The 20199-nt window shown below is 61.9% G+C and carries 17 protein-coding genes and 3 pseudogenes; 15 read left to right on the top strand and 5 right to left on the bottom strand.

Features of this window, described 5'->3' with window-relative positions; genetic code table 11:
• Positions 1–4 precede the first annotated feature (4 nt).
• The 3 genes and pseudogenes from AC0L2P_RS03195 to AC0L2P_RS03185 all read left to right on the top strand — a co-directional run bounded on the left by AC0L2P_RS03195 (position 5) and on the right by AC0L2P_RS03185 (position 4261).
• Positions 5–475 (top strand): histidine kinase, encoded by a 471-nt coding sequence (locus tag AC0L2P_RS03195; protein WP_473499810.1) that lies wholly within the window; start codon positions 5–7, stop codon positions 473–475.
• 207 nt (positions 476–682) lie between these two features.
• Positions 683–1675, top strand: a complete 993-nt coding sequence (locus AC0L2P_RS03190; RefSeq protein WP_473499809.1) for a CHAD domain-containing protein — start codon at positions 683–685, stop codon at positions 1673–1675.
• 813 nt (positions 1676–2488) lie between these two features.
• A pseudogene (locus AC0L2P_RS03185) lies at positions 2489–4261 on the top strand (B12-binding domain-containing radical SAM protein).
• Positions 4262–4782: 521 nt separating this feature from the next.
• On the opposite strand, the gene AC0L2P_RS03180 reads toward AC0L2P_RS03185, so the two are convergent.
• The 3 genes and pseudogenes from AC0L2P_RS03180 to AC0L2P_RS03170 all read right to left on the bottom strand — a co-directional run bounded on the left by AC0L2P_RS03180 (position 4783) and on the right by AC0L2P_RS03170 (position 7458).
• A complete protein-coding gene (locus tag AC0L2P_RS03180; protein ID WP_473499970.1) occupies positions 4783–4968 on the bottom strand; it encodes a ribosome modulation factor in 186 nt (61 codons plus the stop codon).
• 943 nt (positions 4969–5911) lie between these two features.
• Positions 5912–6982: pseudogene (locus tag AC0L2P_RS03175) on the bottom strand (DUF2092 domain-containing protein); the annotation flags it as partial.
• Between the two features lie 164 nt (positions 6983–7146).
• The gene (locus AC0L2P_RS03170; protein WP_473499969.1) at positions 7147–7458 is read right to left on the bottom strand and encodes a potassium channel family protein; all 312 of its coding nucleotides are present in this window, start codon (positions 7456–7458) and stop codon (positions 7147–7149) included.
• 674 nt (positions 7459–8132) lie between these two features.
• Here AC0L2P_RS03170 and ccoN point away from each other — a divergent pair.
• The 12 genes and pseudogenes from ccoN (at position 8133) to AC0L2P_RS03110 (ending at position 16416) form a co-directional block, all read left to right on the top strand.
• The gene (gene ccoN, locus AC0L2P_RS03165) at positions 8133–9773 is read left to right on the top strand and encodes a cytochrome-c oxidase, cbb3-type subunit I (RefSeq protein ID WP_473499808.1); all 1641 of its coding nucleotides are present in this window, start codon (positions 8133–8135) and stop codon (positions 9771–9773) included.
• 4 nt (positions 9774–9777) lie between these two features.
• The gene (gene ccoO, locus AC0L2P_RS03160; protein WP_473499807.1) at positions 9778–10530 is read left to right on the top strand and encodes a cytochrome-c oxidase, cbb3-type subunit II; all 753 of its coding nucleotides are present in this window, start codon (positions 9778–9780) and stop codon (positions 10528–10530) included.
• Positions 10531–10547: 17 nt separating this feature from the next.
• Positions 10548–10718 carry a cbb3-type cytochrome c oxidase subunit 3 gene (locus AC0L2P_RS03155; RefSeq protein ID WP_473499806.1) on the top strand — a complete coding sequence of 57 codons (171 nt, stop codon included), beginning with the start codon at positions 10548–10550 and terminating at the stop codon, positions 10716–10718.
• Positions 10709–11590 carry a cytochrome-c oxidase, cbb3-type subunit III gene (gene ccoP / locus AC0L2P_RS03150; protein WP_473499805.1) on the top strand — a complete coding sequence of 294 codons (882 nt, stop codon included), beginning with the start codon at positions 10709–10711 and terminating at the stop codon, positions 11588–11590. Before AC0L2P_RS03155 ends, ccoP begins: the two co-directional genes overlap by 10 nt.
• 26 nt (positions 11591–11616) lie before the next feature.
• Entirely contained in the window at positions 11617–11781 is a 165-nt protein-coding gene (locus AC0L2P_RS03145; protein WP_473499804.1) for a hypothetical protein, read from the top strand.
• 9 nt (positions 11782–11790) lie between these two features.
• The gene (locus AC0L2P_RS03140; RefSeq protein ID WP_473499803.1) at positions 11791–12609 is read left to right on the top strand and encodes a DUF2189 domain-containing protein; all 819 of its coding nucleotides are present in this window, start codon (positions 11791–11793) and stop codon (positions 12607–12609) included.
• A 4-nt stretch (positions 12610–12613) separates the two neighbouring features.
• Positions 12614–14863 (top strand): heavy metal translocating P-type ATPase, encoded by a 2250-nt coding sequence (locus AC0L2P_RS03135; RefSeq protein WP_473499802.1) that lies wholly within the window; start codon positions 12614–12616, stop codon positions 14861–14863.
• On the top strand, positions 14860–15126 hold the full coding sequence (gene ccoS / locus AC0L2P_RS03130; RefSeq protein ID WP_473499801.1) for a cbb3-type cytochrome oxidase assembly protein CcoS: 267 nt from the start codon (positions 14860–14862) through the stop codon (positions 15124–15126). Before AC0L2P_RS03135 ends, ccoS (AC0L2P_RS03130) begins: the two co-directional genes overlap by 4 nt.
• Positions 15110–15241: a hypothetical protein gene (locus tag AC0L2P_RS03125; protein ID WP_473499800.1), complete on the top strand. Its 132-nt coding sequence runs from the start codon at positions 15110–15112 to the stop codon at positions 15239–15241. Before ccoS (AC0L2P_RS03130) ends, AC0L2P_RS03125 begins: the two co-directional genes overlap by 17 nt.
• A pseudogene (locus tag AC0L2P_RS03120) lies at positions 15229–15614 on the top strand (nitrogen fixation protein FixI); the annotation flags it as partial. The gene AC0L2P_RS03125 and the pseudogene AC0L2P_RS03120, both read left to right, overlap by 13 nt.
• The gene (gene ccoS, locus AC0L2P_RS03115) at positions 15511–15756 is read left to right on the top strand and encodes a cbb3-type cytochrome oxidase assembly protein CcoS (RefSeq protein ID WP_473499799.1); all 246 of its coding nucleotides are present in this window, start codon (positions 15511–15513) and stop codon (positions 15754–15756) included. The pseudogene AC0L2P_RS03120 and the gene ccoS (AC0L2P_RS03115), both read left to right, overlap by 104 nt.
• A 477-nt stretch (positions 15757–16233) precedes the next feature.
• Positions 16234–16416: a hypothetical protein gene (locus AC0L2P_RS03110; protein ID WP_473499798.1), complete on the top strand. Its 183-nt coding sequence runs from the start codon at positions 16234–16236 to the stop codon at positions 16414–16416.
• Between the two features lie 9 nt (positions 16417–16425).
• On the opposite strand, the gene AC0L2P_RS03105 is transcribed toward AC0L2P_RS03110, so the two are convergent.
• On the bottom strand, positions 16426–18015 hold the full coding sequence (locus AC0L2P_RS03105; RefSeq protein WP_473499797.1) for an indolepyruvate oxidoreductase subunit beta family protein: 1590 nt from the start codon (positions 18013–18015) through the stop codon (positions 16426–16428).
• A complete protein-coding gene (locus AC0L2P_RS03100) occupies positions 18008–20161 on the bottom strand; it encodes a thiamine pyrophosphate-dependent enzyme (RefSeq protein WP_473499796.1) in 2154 nt (717 codons plus the stop codon). The genes AC0L2P_RS03105 and AC0L2P_RS03100 overlap by 8 nt, the downstream gene beginning before the upstream one ends.
• Positions 20162–20199 lie beyond the last annotated feature (38 nt).

Below are 20199 nucleotides of genomic sequence, written 5' to 3'. Positions count from 1 at the left end.
GGAAATGGCCGACATAAAAGGCACAGAAATGAACGCGGCGCCCCCGAGCGCGAGCGAGCTCCGGATGCTCCTGCTGAAGGAGCAGATGGCGGAAGCAAAAAAACGCGAAAGTCAAGTGAAGCGGGAGCAAGACAAGCTCACGGAGTTCACAGAAAATTTCCTCAAGAACCAAGTTACCGAAGGCGAAGTGGCGATGGTACGCCGGCTCGTCATGAACGCCGTCAAGGATGGCAAGTTCGAGGCGCTTGTTTACAGCTTCCCCTCGGAACTTTGCACCGACAGCGGGAGGGCCATCAACAGCGGCGATCCGCAGTGGACCGAAACGCTGCAAGGCAAGGCGAAGGAGTTCTACAATCGCTATGTCGAGTTTGGTCGGCCGCAAGGCTTCAAGCTCAAGGCGATGATCGTCAATTTCCCAGGTGGTATGCCCGGCGATGTCGGCTTCTTTCTGAGTTGGGCGCCCGAGGCGAAGTAGGCGAGCCCCGGGCAGCAACGGTCAGGTTCCCAAATGGGTCTAAAGGACTCTACTTCACTGTGGAACGGCCCTGCTCCGGAATCCGGGGGCGAGACTGTGGACGCGAGCTCTGGCCGCTTGGCGTGCGTCCTGCCGCCACTCTCGCCAGTTCAACTGTCGGCGCTCTCAAAGTCGACTCAATGCTATCAGTTGGCGGTTGAGGGACGAATGGAACTGCCGCTCGTTCCCCGAGCAGCGGAGAAAGTCGTCATCGATCCGGATCAAGGTATCGACATTGCCGTCCATGATGCTCTTCGCGAATGCCTTGAACAAATAGCGACCAATCTACTGGTCGTGGTGAAACTGGCTGATACCGAAGGTCCACACCAGCTGCGAACCGGCTTGCGGCGGCTACGATGCGTGTTCTCGATCTATGCTTCGATCTTGAACAACGCCGAGTCAGCCCGGCTGGCCGGGGAAGCGCGATGGCTCGCGCGTGCGGTAGGCAGTTTGCGCGATCTCGACGTCGCAGCCAACAAGATCGCGTCCGAAACCGAAGCCAATCCGGATGAGCCATCGCTCCGACCGATTGCCGAGCGGTTCGCGCGGAAAGCCGAGGACCGACGCCAGCAACTCCGCCGCCGACTGGCGCTGCCATGTTCGCGATATTTCCTTATCGACCTGGTCCGTCTCGTGGAGAACCGGGGCTGGACTCGCAACCGAGAATGCCGAGGCAGCGGTGATGTGCCGGCAACGATCAACGAGTTCGCCAGGATTGCCATCAGCGACTGCTGGAAGGCCAGTTGCGAGGCATCTCGAAGACTCGATGGACTGGATTTCGACCGGTCTCACGAATTCAGGAAGGAAATCAGGAAGCTGCGATACACAGTCGAGTTTCTGAACTCGCTGTTCGCGGAGTCACAGACCCGCCCGCTTCTCGGCTCCCTGCGGAACCTTCAAACGCTGCTCGGCAGCGTCAGCGACGCATCGATGATCCAAGCCATGTTGACGAAGGAAGCGCTGACCAAAAGACATACCAGGCTAGAGTACGCGGCCGGCTGGCTGATTGGCACCCAGAATTCGCACGCCCGGTCGGAATGGATGAGGGCAAAATCTGTCTGGTCAAAAATCGAGAGAACCCGCCCGTTCTGGAGTTGTAACGCCGGCTCCCTTGCTACGGGCGATACGGCAAACTCCCGAACTCTAACCAACGAGCTTTGAAAATGTCGGGCGTCTGCCTTGCGGGAGAATTTGTCATGAGAAAATTGCTGGCTATCTTCTTCCCGATTCTCTCCGTAGTTGTTGCTGGCTGCGGATCTCTCGACGGCGCATCGATTGCCAGTGCCTATGTGTTGACCGCCCACTGCTACACACACGACTACACAAATATCAGGACCGGCGGGTGCTCAGGCCATACGTGGCATTAGGCAGGCGGCGATGAGCAAGCTTCAGCACTCCTCTCTTTTCGCAATCGCCGTCGCGACCGGCCTGTCGATGATTTCGACCGAACAGGGCTCGGCCGGCGGAACTCTGACTGGACGACAGCTTCAGCGGAAGATGGCTGGACACGCCTGGGCGTGGAAGTCGCAAGCATTCGGGTCAAGCGGCGTGGCAACCTGCTATCGAGACGGTCGGCTGGTAATGACAGTCGACGGGGTTGACGGCCTCAAAAGAGGGAGATGGCGGATAGAGGGCAATCGATTTTGCACTACCCTGGCCGGAAGTACGGAAAGTTGTTTTGAAGGGATAAGCCAACCCGGCAAAGAGACGCTCTTTTCGGCCAAACCACGAACGACCTTCACATTGAGGGACTCAGACTAGGCATTTGACAGGTGAGTGCTTTGATCATGACGCGGGTCGCTGTGCGGGGGATCGTTTGGCTCGTTATGCAACTCCGCGGCACTGGCTGGCGATCCTGCATGATGTTACTGGAAGTTACATGGTTGGTCCGGGCGCGCTGCTTCACAGTTGAACCTGCAGTGCCGATCGGCCAAGCACTCCGGCTAGTGCCGCACGCTATACAAAGGGCATAGTTTGCCAGAATCCGGCGCAACTCGGCGGCGTTTTCAGCTCGTCCTGATCAAGCCGTCGCACTATGACGATGATGGGTATGTCATCCGCTGGTGGCGGGCCATAATCCCGTCGAACTCGCTCGCCGCTCTTTATGGCATCGCGGCCGACGCTGCCGCGCGCGAGGTGCTGGGACCGCGCGTCACTGTCGACATAACCGCGATCGACGAGACCAACACGCGCGTCCACATCTCCAAGCTGATCGCGAAACTCAGATGCAACGACAATTTCGGACTTGTCGCTTTAGTTGGCGTCCAGTCCAACCAGTATCCCCGTGCGCTGGATATAGCTCGACCATTCCGCGATGCAGGGATGTCCGTCGTCATGGGAGGCTTTCACATTTCAGGATGTCTCGCCATGCTCGACGGCAAGGCCGTTGGGCTCGACGAGTGCCGCCGAATGGGAGTCTCGATGTTTGCAGGCGAGGCCGAAGGACGCCTTGAGATAGTGTTGCGCGACGCCGCTGCAGGAGAGTTGAAGCCGCTGTACAATTTCATGAACGACCTGCCTGATATCGAGGGGTCGCCGGTTCCGTTCCTGCCGAAAGCGAGTGTCGAGCATACGCTGGGGCTCTCCACCAGCTTCGATGCCGGCCGCGGCTGCCCCTATCAGTGCTCCTTCTGCACCATCATCAAAACGTGCAGGGCCGCAAGTCGCGCTTCCGTTCGGCGGACGATGTCGAGAAGCTCGTGCGTTTGAACTGGAAGGAGGGAATCCACAAGTTCTTCATCACCGATGACAATTTCGCCCGAAACAGGGACTGGGAAGCCATCCTGGATCGGCTGATCGAGCTGCGTGAGAAGCACACGATCCCGCTCGGCCTGATGATCCAAGTCGACACGCTATGTCACAAGATTCCGAATTTCGTCGTAAAGGCCAAGCGTGCCGGCGTTACGCGCGTCTTCATCGGGTTGGAAAATATCAACCCTGACAATCTCGCGGCGGCGAAAAAGCGCCAGAACAAGATCACCGAGTACCGCAAGATGCTGCTCGCGTGGAAAGCGCAGGGGATTATTACCATACATTCTCGGCTTCCCTGCCGACACCCCCGAGACAATTCGGCGGGACATCGCGATCATCCAGCGTGAACTGCCGCTCGATATCATCGAGTTCTTCTGCCTAACTCCGTTGCCGGGCTCGGAAGACCATCAGGTTCTCTGGAAAGACCGAGTCGAGATGGACCCCGACCTTAATTCCTACGACGTCGAGCATGTCTGCACGTCGCATACCTTGATGAGCAAGCAGGCGTGGGAGGATATTTATCGGGAAGCCTGGTCGCTCTACTATTCGCCGGAGCATATGCAGACGCTTCTGAGGCGCGCGGTAGCGACAGGAGTGCCTGTTGCCAGCCTCGTAAAGCTCCTAGTGACTTTCGGGACCTCCGTTCCTCTCGAAAACATGCACCCCCTGCAGACCGGCATTCTGCGACTCGTCCGCCCATCCGAGCGCCGGCCCGGCCTGCCACGCGAAAACGCCCAAGTCTTTTGGCTCCGTCTGGCCTGGCGAACCGTGACGAAGAACATTGTCATCATGAGCCGGATCGTCCGTCTATTTCTGACGGCGCGGGCGATCGCGCGTAAGGCGGGTGCGACAGCCTACATGGACCGGGCGCTCACTCCCGTGCGTGACGACGGCGATGCGACATTGGACCTGCTCACCAAGACGACCGGTGGTCGCGCTGCGGTCCGCCACGCGAAGAAGGTGGCCAGGCTGGTAAGCACCGGTCGCGCCTTGTGATTGCAAAGATGTGCTTGGGGGCCATGTTTGCGAAGGCAGTTCCAGTGCGGGCGCAGCGTGGTGTCATCAACAATGTCGACGGGTCATGAGGCGGCCAACGAAAGGGGCCGCGCCGGTCACCTTTGAGAGGAGGAAACGTGGCGCGGCCAACGTGTCGCCTCGATGGACGGGGGTATCCTATTGAGGCCCGGTTCGGTCCCTGTGCGGCTGGCCGGAGGGAATGGATGGCCAGTTCGCAGTGGCAAGGGACATAGCTTCATTAGGGAAAGCCGATTATTCTGGCTATTGTCCAATCAGACATTGTACTCTTGGACAGCGTGCAGCCCATTGTTCTAACAATTGTTGCGATGCTACGCGGCTTTCACTTTGGCTCGGGGCTGTCGTCGTCGGGAGGCCGGAACGATCTTCCATCGCAGGGCGATTTCTTTGGTGGCGCTAGCGATGCTGTCCAAGCTCCGCGAAAACGTGCCGGATGGTTTGTAGGTGGCCGCGGTGCGCTTGACCGCGAACGGCGCTGCTGATCACGTCGGCGGGGCGCTTGCGGTCTTTAGGTCCGGTGGGCGTATTTCCTCTTTGGCAATTTGTTGAGCGTCGTCCCAGCCTCGCAGCCATTCCTCGCGTTCGCTAGTTCCTGGTCGGTAGGGGCAGCTACCGCGAGGCCAGCCACGACAGAAAGCGTCGGTCCCTTCCGTGAATGGGTCGTGCATGGCGGTAAGCATAGGCACAGGATCGCTGATTCCAGCGACGGCGGCCTCACCGGCGTCAAATTTCAACCTGAGACATTACCCCCGGCGGGCTGACTTGCGTCTGAGGACATTGTCCCGGTGAACAAGGCTCACAAGTACAATTGGAGAACTGCGCCCGCTGATTACAATGTGCCCAGGCTGGTAACATTGCCATCTGGCGATCGTCATTCGAGCAACGCCCAGAATCGAATGTGTCTTGGACGCCGCGCTCACGAGACGCGAAGCGTTGAGGGTTAGGGTCATGGTATGCACCGCGTCAACTCATGCTCAATCGACTTCCACTCACGCTTCCTTTCTGCTTCTCGCTCTGCGCCAGCGTTGTCGGAACTACCCGATTGCGATGTTTAGCGGCCTCGTTCTCGCGGCGTTCGTGTGGACGCTGGTGTCGACCGGATCCGTCTTGGAGCAGCTCTCGGTCTCAAGGGGGTACACTGGCTCGGCGCAGATCCCCAGGACCACCGCCAAGACGTCAAGGCTGCCGAGGCGTGACGTCGTCCGTACCTGCCCGGAGCAAGACCGGGGTGGCGACTGGCTCGAGTGTCTCACCGCGATCGCGCACGAGGGCGGCAAGGTTGACGCGCTCTCTGGTTGATCAGCTCGGCGTCGCTGAATGAAGGTTTTAGTCCGCCGTAGAGCCGCACGTGTTTCTCGATGCGGTCGGCCAGCTTGGTGAGGATGCACTAGCCACCATCGTTGCTAGCAATTGTAAACACCGGCGGCACAACGCCGGGTCGTCCTGCGAGCGACGCCGGCCACGCTGACCGGCGTCAGCGGTCGACCGACCCTGGCAATAGCGGAAGAGACCAGCTGGGGAACGGAGCAATCTCCCACTCCTTTGTGAGATCGCCGACATATACCACAGACACCCCAGCAAGGCCGATAATCCCTGCGCGTCTCCAAAAGGTCATTTTCCATCTCCTGCTACGAAATTCTCAGGCAAATCACCAAACTTGCCCTTAAGGTCCTTTGCGTCAATCTTCTCGGCATCGGGCGGCTGCTTGAAGCCAAAATCGGCCGCCGCTACCGCATCCCCGGTCTTCCAATCGCTGATCTGGACGCTGTATTCCGGTCCACCGCCAACCTGCGTAGACGTGATGATCAAACGGCAGGGGTACGATTGTTCTCCCTGGGCTACCCAGATCTGGAAATCCACGTCGTCCTTGCGGAAGGCAAGAGAATCGCACTCGGCACCATTGATGACGCCGCTTCCCAAGTCCTTTGAGTCGTAAACACCTTGCATCAGCTCGTCGTATGAATTGGCCATCAGCAAGTCGGCCGCCGGCAGGGGCAATCCATACTTGTCCTTCAGCTCGTCCACCAAGTAATCCACCGTGCCGGGAATTTCGACTTGGGTATATTTGTTGGCGTTCTTTCCAAAAATCGTGAGCGTCTTTCCATCGAAGACAGTCTCGACATCGACGAAACCCCCGGAACGGCTCGTGCGAACCTTGTCAGGCCGGCTGAGGCTCACAGTGCCTGAACTGGTCAGCCCAAGTTTTTGATCGGAATTGGTGACAATCTGGAGGTTGGCATCGTAGCCGAACGATATCGCCTTCTGCGCTGTCAGATAGTCGGACATCGCCTTGAGCATCTTCTTTGCTTCTGCTGAATCGGTGAACCTCACGAGCTCGACCCGACGGTTGAGAGGACGGTTGAGAGCTCGTCCCTCGGGTGTCGCGTTGCTGGCAACCGGGCGTTTTTCTCCAAGGCCTGCCGCTTGCAATTTGTCTGCGGCGACACCCCGTTCGACAAGCGCTGCCTTGAGGGCGTTGGCACGCTGAACCGAGAGAGCCTCGTTGGCTGCTGGATCGCCGGTCGCGTCAGTATGGCCGACAATCCTCAGGCCCCAGTCGGGGAAGTTCTTCAACGCCGTCGCTATGTCGTCGAGCAGCGGGCCGGCGGGTGGCTGCAATATGGACTGGTCGCTGTCGAAATGGATGCCATAGAGGTCATAGTGCTCTCTAGTCTGAAGCGACGCCTAAAGTCTGCGACATATGAAGACTGCGACTTTACAGCATCGCCCCATCAACAGGCACGTAACATCCTGTAAGATCGTGCGTTGACTGAAAGTGCACCTGTGGCGCGGAGATGGGGTCGTACCGTCGCGCTCGTTCTCAGGCTGTGCCCATCGGAGCCACCTTACTCCGCGCTGTCGCGACCCGCCGCATTAAGGGCTTGCACGGTAACAGCCGCGACGACGCCAGTCAGTACAATCCCCGTAAAACCGATCACCAACGCCAACAACCGCGCCGAGAGATGTTTGGGAGTAAAGTCACCATAGCCGATGGTGAGCCCTGTCACGAAGGTGAAGTAGAGGGCCTCGTCGAGGCGCCAATTCTCTATGCGCCAAATTGCAAGCCCGGATCCGACCATTACCACGAGGATCCCGGAGAGGATCGGCCAGATAACGCGAAGCTGATCGACGAGCTCAGCAAGAAAGAGCCGCCTCATTTGCATCGATGGCGGCCTCGTGCGTTTTTCTGCCGGCACGACCTTCGACCTTTCTGTTGTATTGCGTCAGGAGAGCCGCCGGGGCTGCTAACCTAGTCTGAGAGCAAGACTGATCCCTAGGCCCCGTCGAGCAAAGCTTGCACGCGAGGACACGATCTTCGGTCACGAGCTCTCGATCCACTCCTCTTGCCGTCTTCGTCTGACGATCCCCGCCGCTTCTTCAACAAATATAATCGATCTTCAGAGAAAGCCCGTCAATTGGGCATGGTGTCGGCAGAGGAGGGCTGGGTCAATAGCCAAGTGAACGCTCGAGCGCACCCGCCATGATGATGGGAAATCTGGCCGAGAAATCCCGTGGCGCTCACACTTCAATCGTCCAAAGGATCGCGCCGGCAACAGGTCGCGCTCCCTCCCCCATCGCTACTGTAACTTACAACACACCCCTTCACGGGAGCGTATGAATGTCGCAACGCTCTCCACGGCGAATTGCGCCCGGGATGCATGCACATGCCGCTGGCTTCACTCCGATCGGCATCCCACCAACGCGGTACCCATACACGTATTGGTGCCCTGGGCTGTCGACAACCGGGCGCACTTGCCGCACTGCTTGACATCTGCGGCCGTTCTCGAGAGGCGGCGTGAATGAACTGCCATGTGCGCCGGGAGGAGAGAGAATGATCACGCAACTTACGTCCTCGGAGCGCCGGGGCGCCTTGGTCATCGCAGCCGCTGTCGCAATAGCCGGCGGAGCAATGGCCGCTGTCGGCAGCTCGGATCCTTTCGGGGTCCACGGCGTGATCGTCATGCTGTTTGCGGGCGGGCTCCTCTATCTGGTCATGTCCTCTTTCTACGAGCCCGAACCGTCGGAGGACCGGGAGGCGTCATACTACGACGATCCCATCAAAGTCGGCATCGCGCTGGCGATGGCCTGGGCGGTTTTCGGGATGTTCATGGGCGTCTGGGTGGCGGCGCAGCTCGCCTGGCCGGATCTTGCGTTCGACGCCGGGTGGTCCAGTTTCGGGCGGCTGAGGCCCACCCACACCACCGGCGTCATCTTTGGCTTCGGCGGCAACGCGCTGATTGCGACCTCCTTCCACGTCGTTCAACGGACCTCAAGGGCGCGCCTCGCGGGGCAGCTCAGCCCATGGTTCGTGCTTTTCGGCTACAATCTGTTCTGCGTGCTGGCCGTCTCGGGCTATCTGATGGGCGTCACCCAGTCCAAAGAGTACGCCGAAGCCGAATGGTACGCCGATTTGTGGCTGGTCATCGTCTGGGTCACCTACTTTATCCTTTACGTCAGGACGATCGCGCGCCGGAAGGAACCGCACATCTATGTGGCCAACTGGTATTTCATGGCGTTCATCCTGGTCGTCGCGATCCTTCACATCGTGAACAACATCGCCCTTCCGGTCTCGTGGGGACACGCCAAGAGCTATACCGTGTGGCCGGGCGTGCAGGATGCGATGGTGCAGTGGTGGTACGGGCACAACGCGGTCGCCTTCTTCCTGACGGCCGGTTTTCTCGGGATGCTCTACTACTACCTTCCCGTCCGGGTGCAGCGACCGATCTTCTCCTACCGGCTTTCGATCCTGAGCTTCTGGGGCATAACGTTCTTCTACATGTGGGCCGGTTCCCATCACCTCCACTACACCGCACTTCCACATTGGGTTCAAACGCTCGGCATGACATTCTCCGTGATGCTGCTGGTTCCATCCTGGGCCTCGGCGGGCAATGCGCTCCTAACGCTGAATGGCGCTTGGCACCGCGTGCGGGATGACGCGACGCTGCGCTTCATGGTGGCCGCGGTGGTTTTCTACGGGCTTACGACCTTCGAGGGCTCATTCCTCGCCATCAGGCCGGTGAACGCGTTGTCGCACTATACGGACTGGACTGTCGGCCACGTCCACGCGGGAGCGCTCGGGTGGGTCGCGCTGATCACCTTCGGCTCGATCTACACGCTGGTCCCTGCCCTTTGGAAGCGCGAGCGCATGTATTCGGCGGGCCTTGTCGAGGTCCACTTCTGGCTGGCGATTGCGGGAACGCTGATCTACGTCTTCGCGATGTGGAACTCCGGCATCATCCAAGGGCTGATGTGGCGAACCTACACCGAGGAAGGGACACTCGCCTATTCTTTCGTCGATTCCCTGGTGGCGATGTATCCGTATTATATCGCACGTACCTTCGGGGGCCTGCTCTTCCTGCTGGGCGCGATCGTCGGCTGCTTCAACATCTGGATGACGGTTCGGTCCGTGCCGCTACGTGTGGCGCGAGAAGCGGACATGCCCGCTGTCCCCGCCGCCGTGCCGGGGGAATGACGAGATGCCTGAGCTTTTCCACCGCAAGCTTGAGCGCTCCGCGATCGCATTCATGCTCGCCATCATCGCCGCCGCGAGCGTCGGCGGCATCGTCGAGATCGCGCCTCTCTTCACGATCGACGAGACGGTCGAACAGGCACCGGACATGCGGGTATATACGCCTCTGGAGCTAGCCGGGCGCAACATCTACATTCGCGAGGGGTGCTACGCCTGCCACAGCCAGATGATCCGCTCCCTCCGCGACGAGGTGGAGCGGTACGGGCCGTACTCGCTAGCCGTCGAGTCTCAGTACGACCGCCCGATGCTTTGGGGGTCCAAGCGTACGGGACCGGACCTCGCTCGCATCGGCGGCAAGTATTCCGACTTCTGGCATGTCGCACACCTCACCAATCCACGGGACGTCGTTCCGGAGTCAAACATGCCCGCCTACCGCTGGCTGGCCCGCACCCCGCTCAAGATGGACGACCTACCGTTGCATCTCGCGGCGCAGCAAGCGCTTGGCGTCCCCTTTACCGACGAGATGGTGGAGAACGCGGCGCGAGACGCCTACGGCCAGGCCACACCCGACACGGACTTCGCCGCCGGCGTCACCGAGCGTTACGGCGAGAAGACTCAGGTGAGCGCGTTCGACGGTGTAACGACGCACGTCACCGAAATGGATGCGCTGGTCGCATATCTCCAGGTTCTGGGACGGCTGACGGGAGCTGCATACGAGAATACGGCCGCTCCCGAGAAAAAACCGGATCCACCAGGCTGATGGCGGAGGATTTCGGGATGGACCTCGATCATGACGCCGTCGTTGCGTTCTCAAAGAGCTGGGGGCTGTTCTACCTGATCGCTCTTGCCCTTGGCGTGCTCGTCTACACGTTCTGGCCATCGAATCGGAACCGCTTCGACCGAGCCAAGCACAGCATCCTCGACCGGGACGACAGGCCATGGAAGTAATGGAACGCGATCCCGTCAGCGGCCGCGAGACGACCGGCCACGAGTGGAACGGCATCAAGGAGCTGGACACTCCGGTTCCGCGCGGCGTCCTCATGTTCCTAATCATGACCCACATCTGGGCGTTCGTCTGGTGGTTTTTCGTGCCAGCCTGGCCACTGGGCACGACCTACACGAAGGGCTTTCTTGGCGTTGACCAAAGGCAAACGGTCGTGGCGCAGTTAGTCGAAGCTCAGCACGATCGTGTCAATTGGACGAGCCGCATTGAGAGCGAAAGCTACGATGCGATCCTCGCCGACGAGGGTCTCATGCGGATCGTGCGCAGCACGGGGCGCGAGCTGTTCGGCGACAACTGCTCCGCCTGCCATGGCAGGGATGGCAAAGGCGGAGCGAACTACCCCGACCTTACCGACGACGACTGGCTATGGGGCGGAGGCCCGGAGCTGATCGAGCAGACAATGCGCGTAGGTATCAACTCACTGCATCCGGAAAGCCGGGTCGGCCAGATGCCCGCCTTCGGACGCGACGAGATGCTCGACCGCAAACAGGTCCGGAGCGTGGCAGCCTATGTTTACTCGCTGACCCATCCCGAGTATTCGACACCGCAGGATGTCGACCGCATAGAAGCCGGGCGAAAGGTGTTCCTCACGACTTGCGCGCCGTGCCACGGCGAGAACGCCAAAGGGAACCGGGACGTAGGCGCTCCTAACCTTACCGATGCCCACTGGATCTACGGCGGGGACCTGGACTCGATAATTGCTTCCGTGCACGGTGGACGGCAGGGCCATATGCCGACCTGGGACGAGAGGTTGACGACAGCTAAGATCCGGATGCTCGCGCTTTACGTCCACGACCTCGGGACGCAGCAGCCGTGACGGGTCGCGCAAGAATATCTCGCAGAATGGCATGGCTCGCTTGGGTGCTCGTGCCGGTGGGCATTCTGCTAGTGGCCGGCGCCAACGCGCACCTCCTCTACGTGGCCGTCCAGTCGCAGCCGGACTGTGTCGAGCACTTGATGGGCGCGGGTCACGGCCACGGCTATCGCGCCGCCAAGCCGGCGTGCTGAGGAGGCGAGATGAGCGAGACCGACAAGTCGTACTGGCTGCTCAGCGAAACTTCGGGCATCGGAGATACACGCGATCCGCGCCTCAACCGGGGGCTGTCGCTCCTGGAGGGGCTCCGCTGGCTGTCGGCAGGATGGCGGGACTTCTGGACCCGGCCGGCCTCTAGCCTCGCCTACGGTGTGGCCGTGTTCCTGCTGTCGGTCGCCTTCGTGTGGACGCTCGTTGCGTTCGGGCTTGATTACATCCTGTTTCCCGCGCTTGCCGGGTTCATGATCGTGGCGCCATTCCTCGCGATTGGTCTCTACGAGAAGAGTCGGTCGATCGAAGAAGGAGGGACAATCGGCTTAGGCTCCATGCTGCTTGTCCGACCCCGCGCCGGCGCGCAGGTTTTCTTCTCGGGCCTGCTGCTCTGCCTCCTGATGCTTCTGTGGACGCGCGCGGCGGTGCTCCTCTACGCTCTCTTCTTCGGCGTGACCCCGTTCCCGGGCCTCGACCATATCGTCGGCATGCTCTTCGGAACGGTATACGGATCGGCGATGCTCGTCGTCGGGGGTGCGATAGGAGGCCTCTTCGCTGCGTTCGCCTTCGCCATTAGCGTCTTCTCGGTGCCGATGCTCCTCGACCAGCGGGTTGACGCGCTGACCGCTATGGCCTCGAGCTTGAGGCTGGTGTGGAACAACCTCGCTCCCATGCTGGCGTGGGGCGCAATGCTGCTTCTGCTTTTTGCAGCCTGCGTGGCGACCGGCCTCATCGGGATGATCGTCATCTTTCCCTTACTGGGCCACGCCACCTGGCACGCATATCGGGCCGTGGCACGTCCGAAGGACTGATACGATGAGTTGCTGCGCGCCGGGAACAGAGGCTGCACTGCTGCTCGCGCCGGGGCGGGAGATTCCCATGCGTGAAATCGTGCTTGCCAGCCGCGGCCTCGGCGACGGCGTTTTCCAGACAGACCTCTCGGTACCACAGGCGCGCTGTGCCGCCTGCATCGCTGCGATTGAGGGCGCCCTGCAGCGTCTCGATGGTGTCGTCGCGGCGCGTGTGAACCTCACCTCCCGGCGCGTCGCCGTGAGGTGGAGAGGCAAACGCCAAGTTCCTCCGATGATCGACGCCCTGAAAACCGTCGGATACGATGCCTGCCTCGCGGAACTGGAGGACGGTGGACGCGATCCCGAGATGTCGCGGCTGCTGCGGGCAACAGCGGTTGCAGGCTTCGCCGCCATGAATATCATGCTGCTGTCGGTGTCTGTCTGGTCGGGCGCTGATCAGGAGACGCGGGAGGCATTTCACCTCGTATCAGCGCTGCTGGCCGTCCCCACCGTCGCCTATTCGGGACGGGTGTTCTTCCTAATGGCGTGGAGTTCGCTCCGGAAGCGAACGGCCAGCATGGATCTCCCGATCTCCGTGGGCATCGTGCTCGCTGTTGGACTCAGCCTCTACGACACCTTCGCCGGAGGACCACACGCCTACTTCGATGCGGTGACCTCGCTGATCTTCTTCCTCCTTGCCGGGCGGACCCTAGATCACGCGATGAGGCGGAGGGCACGGAATGCCGTCACGGGCCTCGCACGCATGATGCCAAGGGGGGCAACAGTGATCGGGGCGGATGGCGGCCGCGAGTTCCGTGATCTCTCCGAAATCGAACCCGGTGACTTGATCCTTGTATCGCCTGGAGACCGCATACCCGTGGACGGGACGGTCGTTGCGGGCACGGGCAAGCTGGACGTTTCGGTGGTGAGCGGCGAATCCGCGCCCGAAAACGCGCGACCCGGTAGCGATGTTCTTTCCGGCGCGTTGAGCGTCGACGGCGCGCTCACTGTCCGCGCAAACAAGCGGGCGCGGGACTCTTTCCTTGCCGATATGGTGAGGCTGATGGAGGCGGCGGAGGATGGTCGCGCCCGCTATCGCCGGATCGCCGACCGCGCTGCTGCGCTCTACGCCCCGGTCATCCATCTGGTCGCACTCGCCACTTGCGTCGCGTGGATGCTGCTGACGGGCGACTGGCATCGATCGGTCACCGTGGCGATCTCCGTGCTCATCATTACCTGCCCGTGCGCGTTGGGGCTGGCGGTCCCCATGGTCCAGGTCGTGGCGGCGCGCCGGCTGTTCAACCTCGGCGTCACCCTGAAGGATGGCAGCGCGCTGGAGCGCCTCGCCGAGGTTGACACCGTGGTCTTCGACAAAACCGGCACGCTTACGATAGGCGCCACGCGCGTCACCGGCCACACGGTTGCCGCTCGGGACCTAGTCGCCGCGGCCTCGCTCGCTGCACTTTCGAGGCATCCGGCATCGCGTGCCGTGGCCGCCCTGCGACCTGCCGAAGTCGAAGTTGAAGATTTCCGCGATGTGCCGGGTTTCGGGATCGAAGCGCGGGTGGGTGGACACGTCTACAGGCTGGGAAGAAAGGAATGGGTCTCCGGCGGCGTTTCCCATGACCCGAGTGAAGCCGCCACGTGGCTTTCGAAGGACCGCCAGCCGGCCGGCTCGTTTGCCATCTCGGACGAAGTGCGGCCCGGCGCGAGGCTCGCCGTCCAAAAGCTGGCAGGCCTCGGACTGGCAACGGAGGTGCTTTCCGGCGACCATGCTGAGGAGGTGGACAGGGTAGCGGCCGCGCTGGCAATCGCTAAGGTCCGCCACGGTGCAGTGCCCGAGGACAAGGTCGAACGCCTGAGACAACTCGAGGCGGCCCGCCGTCGCGTCTTGATGGTCGGCGACGGGTTGAACGACGCCCCGGCGCTCGCCGCCGCGTATGCCTCCATGGCTCCCTCGTCGGCGGCGGACGTCGGGCGGAACGCCGCCGATCTCGTGTTCCTGGGGACGAGCCTGGAAGCTGTGCCGCAGGCGATAGGCGTCGCGCGAGCTGCCGCTCAACTGGTGCGGCAGAACCTCGCTCTTGCCGTCGTCTACAATCTTCTGGTCGTGCCGCTCGCGATCTTGGGCTGCGTAACGCCCCTCATGGCCGCGGTCGCGATGTCGACGTCGTCGATCCTCGTGGTGGGCAACGCGTTGCGTCTTTCTGGCGACGGATCCTCGGCCTCACGATTTCCGGCCCGGCGCGGTTTGAGTGTCGCGGAGGCGGCATGAGCTATCTCGCTTGGCTAGTGCCGATTGCCTTGGGGATGGGCATCGTGGGCCTTGTCGCATTTCTTTGGTCGATGCGCAGCGGCCAATACGAAGATCTCGACGGCGCTGCCGAAAGGGTGCTGCTTGCGGACGCGGCAAACTCCCCCCTTCGTCAGGCTCGGTGGGACAGCGATCAGGCCCTGAAAGAATCCACGACGGGAACGCGCGGGACCGTTCGTCGAACGGGCACAACCCAAGGAGCAGACTATGACCGAGGCCGGTAACAGGTCATTCGACTGGGTGGCGGCGCTAGCTGTGGTTTTAGGAGCCGCAGTCATCATTCCGAGCCTCATCGCCTTGGCTGCTACCATTTTCGCGGTCGCTGCGGCGTTGGTCTGAACGACACCGCTGCGCTGTCGGCTACCCATCCTTCGATGGCACCTGCCACTGCTGCTGACGTCGGCCGCAGCGCTGCTGACTTCGTCTTCGTGCGCGAAATCCTGTCGGCGCTGCCGCTGGCGCTGGAAGTCTCAGACGCGTAGACCGTCTGATAAGGCAGAATTTCGCGCTTGCTGCAGCCCAATTGCCGTTCCGGTCGCTGTGCTGGCTATGTCACGTCGCTGATTGCGGCGGCAGCGGTATCGATGTCGTCGCTACTGGTCATCGCAATGCGATGCGGCTCCGCCCAAAAGACAGCAGAGCGCCAATGGATGCTACCAGACGCGGTGACGCCCAAACCAACCCGTCGGCGCACCTTGTGGCTGCAGAATGAATACGCTCGTCTTCTCATCCCGGTCGCGATACTCCTCGGTGGAGTGGGGCTCGCCGCTTTCGTTTGGGCGTTGCGGAGCGGCCAATATGGGGATCTCGATGGAGCGGCGGAGCGTATTCTTCTCCTTGGCGTCGACGACTGAAAAGCGATACTTCGCCTTTTTAGCTCGCCACCACAACTCGTTGGAAATTTCAGCGAACTGTTGTGACGTCCTGAAGTGCGCCTGGCCGGCTGGTCCGACCCGTTTAGTCGGTCGCCAGAGGGGCGGAAGGCTCATCAGCCGACCACCACATCCGGAATGCACGCCGTCGTCGGGCGCTGGCACAGGCCGATCGGGTTAATGTCGCCTACCAGCTACCAAATGCGGTACTGTAATTGGTACAGCATGGACTATCCGATTTGCCTTAAGCATTGATTTTTAATCGATTTTCCGCGTCGATTCGTCCAATCAATCATGGGACGGTGACCGATGATGGTGCGGACCCTCCCCGACCCGAAAGCGGGCTGGATAGCCTCACGTCCGTGATGACAGCGTGAAAAAACGCGTTCCATCGATCCAGCCCAAAGCCCATCTCATCGTCGGCCGTTCCGGCCTGACGTTCAACAGGGGGAGAAAATCATGGAAGAGGAAGACGATATCCTAAGCGACCTGAGCTATGTCGCCGAGAATTTCGATGATGTGGCGAAGGAAACGATCGTCCTGGTGCTGCTGCGATCGCCGAGATCATTGGCCTCAGAATTGCTCTGCAGACTGCCGCGTCGAAGGCGCCATGGACGACAGACTGAGTTGCAGCCGGGTTGAACGAGCGCTTCAGCTCGGCGAGGTGTCGCCCAGCGACGCCACCGTCTTCAGCGCGCCGTCGAGCATGTCGCCCTTTTCGTCCTTTAACGCCGCTTCGCGCAGGCGTCTGATCCAGTCGGCGGCGTCCGGGCGGCCCTTGACCAGGTCGAGCGCCGACAGCACCCGGTCGAATTTCGACTGCGCGCGGGCATGGGTGTCGCTGTAGCCTTTGATCAGCCGGCGGCAGTTGAGGATCTCGACGGAGAGCCCGTAGTCTTCCCTGACATGGCCGAGCGCCAGCGCGTACCAGCGCTCGATATGCGCGGTCTCGACCTTGTGGCGCAGCAGCCGGCGGCGCCAGCGGCGCAGGCCGCCGATGAACCACAAAGCGGCAAAGCCGGCAAAACTGTCGGTGCGGATATGGCGGCCGCGGTTGATGCGGCGATCGAGGAAGGCAGCGAGCTTTGGCCGGCTTTCGATGTAGCTGCCGAGCCTGGCCGGCAGCGTGCCGCAGAATTCCTCGATGCGCGGATGGAAATATTCGGTCACCTGCAGGACCGAGCCGTCCTTGACGCCGACCTCGCGGCGTACGCGTCGGTCGCGGCTCGAGCGCGTCTTCAGGTCGGCGACGCGGATCATGTCATCGTAGCACATGGCGTTGGCCAGATGCTTGGCGGCGGCGATCGACAGCGCGTAGGCGTGTTCGGCATCGTCCAGAGCGACGGCCCGGTCGAGCCTATCGAGATACTCACCGCCATAAGCAACGTCCTGATAGTCGACCACTTTTTTCAGGCCGCGAAGCGCCATGTCGCGCACGGATACAGGCAGCTCGGCGACGCGCGCCGCGAGTTGTCGCCAGCCGCTCAACAGGCTTTCCGGACCGCTGACTTTTGTCGCCGCGCGCGAGCCGGTTTCAGCCGCCGCCGGCTGTTCAGTCTTGTCGCCCGAAGGCGCACTCGCGATGCCGCGCGCCCGATCATAGGCGGCGCCGAAGGCGGCGAGGCTGGCCTTCACACCGCGGCCGCCGGCACTGACCGCCTGCTCGTAGCTCTCGCGTGTGAACGGCAAGGCATCGGAGCCGGCCAGCGCGCCGAGCAGGCTGGCCGAGATCATCGAGCCATTGTCGGCGGCGATCTTCTCCATGTCGAAGGCGATGAAGCGCTTGGCCGCTGCCTCCGCCGTGGCGTGCACCTTGGAGGACGAGGCGCGGCCGTCGCCGGGCTCGATCTTCTCCGAGACGGCGGCGATGCGGTGCGACGAGGCGATCAGCGTGGTGCGCTCGGGCGTTACGAAGCCGCGGATGATGGCGCGGCCGGCTTCCATCAGTTCGGCGGCGATCAATATATCGACGTCGCCCTGCGACGGCGACAGCGCGAAGACCGGCAGGCGGCCGGTGTCGCGGCACATCTCGACGTAATAAATGGTGGCGCCGGTGCGTTGGGCGACGCCGGCGACCGAGGTCGATTGCGCGACATAGAAGTTGCGCTCGGCAACGTCGGTGATCCAGTCGGCCAGCACGCCGCCGCCCTGGCCGCCGACCGCCAGCACGGCAAGCTTGATGACGCGCTCGTCGTCCGGCGCGCCGGCCCGGGAAGGAGCTGATGGGACAGCGTCAAGCATCGGCGAATATCAGGCGCCGGCTTTCGCGGCGCCGCTGCAAAAGGCTGATCACGGCGCGGCGAGCGGCTTCAAGGAAACGGTCCCAGCGGCTCGGATTGTGCACGACATCGGCGCGGTAGAAGGACGGGCAGAGCACCGCCGCGTCGGCGACCTCGCCGCAATTGCCGCAACCGACGCAGCTCTGGTCGATATGCGCCACCGGATCGTCGCGCAACGGATCGTCCAGCGATTTCACCGATAGCGACGGGCAGCCGGACAGCCGCATGCAGGCATGGTCGCCGGTGCAGATATCCTCGTCGACGCCGAATTTCGGCTTGACGATGCGCGTCCCGCCTTTGATCGCCTTGTCGACCAAGGGCTTTTCGCGGCGCTGCCGGTTGAGCATGCATTCGGACGAGGCGACAATGACTTTTGGCCCCTTCTCATCCGTCGTCAGCGCCTCGCGCAGCGTGTCCTGCATTTTGGTTACGTCATAGGTGCGGTCGATGTGGCGCAGCCATTTGACGCCCATGCCTTTCACCGCCTCGGTGATCGGATGCTTGGTCGACCTGGTCTTGTTGCCGGCGCGGGACGACAGGATGTCCTGCCCTCCGGTCGCGGCGGAATAGAAATTATCGACGATGACGATGACGCCGTCGTTCTTGTTGAACACGGCATTGCCGATCGAGGAGGTCAGGCCGTTGTGCCAGAAACCGCCATCGCCGACGAAGGAGATCGAGCGGCGCTTGGCATCGGGCGAATTGAACGCCGAGGCCGAGGCCGGCCCCAGCCCGTAGCCCATAGTGGTGGCGCCGAGCTCGAAAGGCGGCATGATCGAGAACAAATGACAGCCAATGTCGGAGGCAATGTGGTGCTTGCCCAACTCCTGCTCGACCAGCTTGGTCGCGGCGAAGATCGGCCGCTCCGGGCAGCCGACGCAGAAGCCGGGCGGACGGCCGGGGACGACGTTGATCAGATCGGCGGTATCGAGCCCGTCGCCGATCTTGTTCGGCGCGCGGACTTCGCCCGGCAAAAGATGGGGAATGGTGGCGCGCAGGAACGATCCGATGCCGTCGAGCATCACCTGGCCGGTATATTCGCCGGCCATCGGCAGATGCTCCTTGCCGACGAGTTTCGTGCCGCGCCCGGCCTTGTGCAGCATCGCGGCAAAGGCTTGCTCGATATAGTTGGGCTGGCCTTCCTCGACGACGAGCACAGCGTCCTTGCCCTCGCAGAAGGACAGGAACTCGTCATCGACCAGCGGGTAGACGGCATTCAGCACATAAAGCGGCACGTCGGTCTCGCCATAGGTGTCGGCGAGGCCTAGGCGCTGCAGCGCCCGGACGACCGAATTGTACATGCCGCCCTGCATGACGATGCCGACCGCGCCGTGGTCCGGGCCGAAGAACTCGTTGATCTTGTGGTCGCGGATGAAATCCACCGCCGCCGGCCAGCGTTTCTGCACCTTTTCCTTCTCGTGCAGGAAGGACGCGGGCGGCAGCACGATGCGGCCGGTGTCGCGGCGCGGCGCCTCGAGCGCATCGGCGACCGTCATCGCCGGGCGCTTGTTGTCCTTGGCGATGAAATGGCCGTGGACATGGCAGCAGCGGATGCGGACCTGCAGCATGACCGGCGTGTTGGAAACCTCGGACAGCTCGAAGCCGTCCTCCACCGCCTTGACGATGGACGGCAGGTTCGGTCGCGGGTCGAGCAGCCAGACCTGGCTCTTCATGGCAAAGGCGTGGCTGCGCTCCTGCATGATCGAGGAGCCCTCGCCGTAATCTTCGCCGACGATGATCAGCGCGCCGCCGGTGACGCCGCCGGAAGCGAGATTGGCGAGCGCGTCGGACGCGACATTGGTGCCGACCGTCGACTTGAAGGTCGCCGCGCCACGGATCGGATAGTGCACCGATGCCGCCAGCATGGCGGTGGCGGTCGCCTCCGAGGCGCTGGCCTCGAAATGCACGCCGAGCTCGCCCAGGATATCCTGCGCGTCGGCCAGCACGTCCATCAAATGGCTGATCGGTGCACCCTGATAGCCGCCGACATAGCCGACGCCGCATTGCAGCAGCGCCTTGGTGATGGCGAGAATGCCCTCGCCGGAAAACTCCTCGCCGGCGCCGAGTCTGAGCTTTTCGACTTCCTTGACAAAAGACCGTTCGGCCATTTTGGGCTCCTTCCGTTGCCGCCAGGAATCTGGCGGCG

The sequence above is a fragment of the Mesorhizobium sp. WSM4836 genome (assembly GCF_055811815.1).
This window is presented reverse-complemented; position numbering and strand designations above follow the sequence as displayed.

What these genes read in the sequence shown, in the direction of transcription:
- AC0L2P_RS03195 (WP_473499810.1), top strand. Translation starts at nt 5, where the DNA reads ATGGCCGACATAAAAGGCACAGAAATGAACGCGGCGCCCCCGAGCGCG.
- AC0L2P_RS03190 (WP_473499809.1), top strand. Translation starts at nt 683, where the DNA reads ATGGAACTGCCGCTCGTTCCCCGAGCAGCGGAGAAAGTCGTCATCGAT.
- AC0L2P_RS03180 (WP_473499970.1), bottom strand. Translation starts at nt 4,968, where the DNA reads ATGCACGACCCATTCACGGAAGGGACCGACGCTTTCTGTCGTGGCTGG.
- AC0L2P_RS03170 (WP_473499969.1), bottom strand. Translation starts at nt 7,458, where the DNA reads ATGAGGCGGCTCTTTCTTGCTGAGCTCGTCGATCAGCTTCGCGTTATC.
- ccoN (WP_473499808.1), top strand. Translation starts at nt 8,133, where the DNA reads ATGATCACGCAACTTACGTCCTCGGAGCGCCGGGGCGCCTTGGTCATC.
- ccoO (WP_473499807.1), top strand. Translation starts at nt 9,778, where the DNA reads ATGCCTGAGCTTTTCCACCGCAAGCTTGAGCGCTCCGCGATCGCATTC.
- AC0L2P_RS03155 (WP_473499806.1), top strand. Translation starts at nt 10,548, where the DNA reads ATGGACCTCGATCATGACGCCGTCGTTGCGTTCTCAAAGAGCTGGGGG.
- ccoP (WP_473499805.1), top strand. Translation starts at nt 10,709, where the DNA reads ATGGAAGTAATGGAACGCGATCCCGTCAGCGGCCGCGAGACGACCGGC.
- AC0L2P_RS03145 (WP_473499804.1), top strand. Translation starts at nt 11,617, where the DNA reads ATGGCATGGCTCGCTTGGGTGCTCGTGCCGGTGGGCATTCTGCTAGTG.
- AC0L2P_RS03140 (WP_473499803.1), top strand. Translation starts at nt 11,791, where the DNA reads ATGAGCGAGACCGACAAGTCGTACTGGCTGCTCAGCGAAACTTCGGGC.
- AC0L2P_RS03135 (WP_473499802.1), top strand. Translation starts at nt 12,614, where the DNA reads ATGAGTTGCTGCGCGCCGGGAACAGAGGCTGCACTGCTGCTCGCGCCG.
- ccoS (WP_473499801.1), top strand. Translation starts at nt 14,860, where the DNA reads ATGAGCTATCTCGCTTGGCTAGTGCCGATTGCCTTGGGGATGGGCATC.
- AC0L2P_RS03125 (WP_473499800.1), top strand. Translation starts at nt 15,110, where the DNA reads ATGACCGAGGCCGGTAACAGGTCATTCGACTGGGTGGCGGCGCTAGCT.
- ccoS (WP_473499799.1), top strand. Translation starts at nt 15,511, where the DNA reads ATGCGATGCGGCTCCGCCCAAAAGACAGCAGAGCGCCAATGGATGCTA.
- AC0L2P_RS03110 (WP_473499798.1), top strand. Translation starts at nt 16,234, where the DNA reads ATGGAAGAGGAAGACGATATCCTAAGCGACCTGAGCTATGTCGCCGAG.
- AC0L2P_RS03105 (WP_473499797.1), bottom strand. Translation starts at nt 18,015, where the DNA reads ATGCTTGACGCTGTCCCATCAGCTCCTTCCCGGGCCGGCGCGCCGGAC.
- AC0L2P_RS03100 (WP_473499796.1), bottom strand. Translation starts at nt 20,161, where the DNA reads ATGGCCGAACGGTCTTTTGTCAAGGAAGTCGAAAAGCTCAGACTCGGC.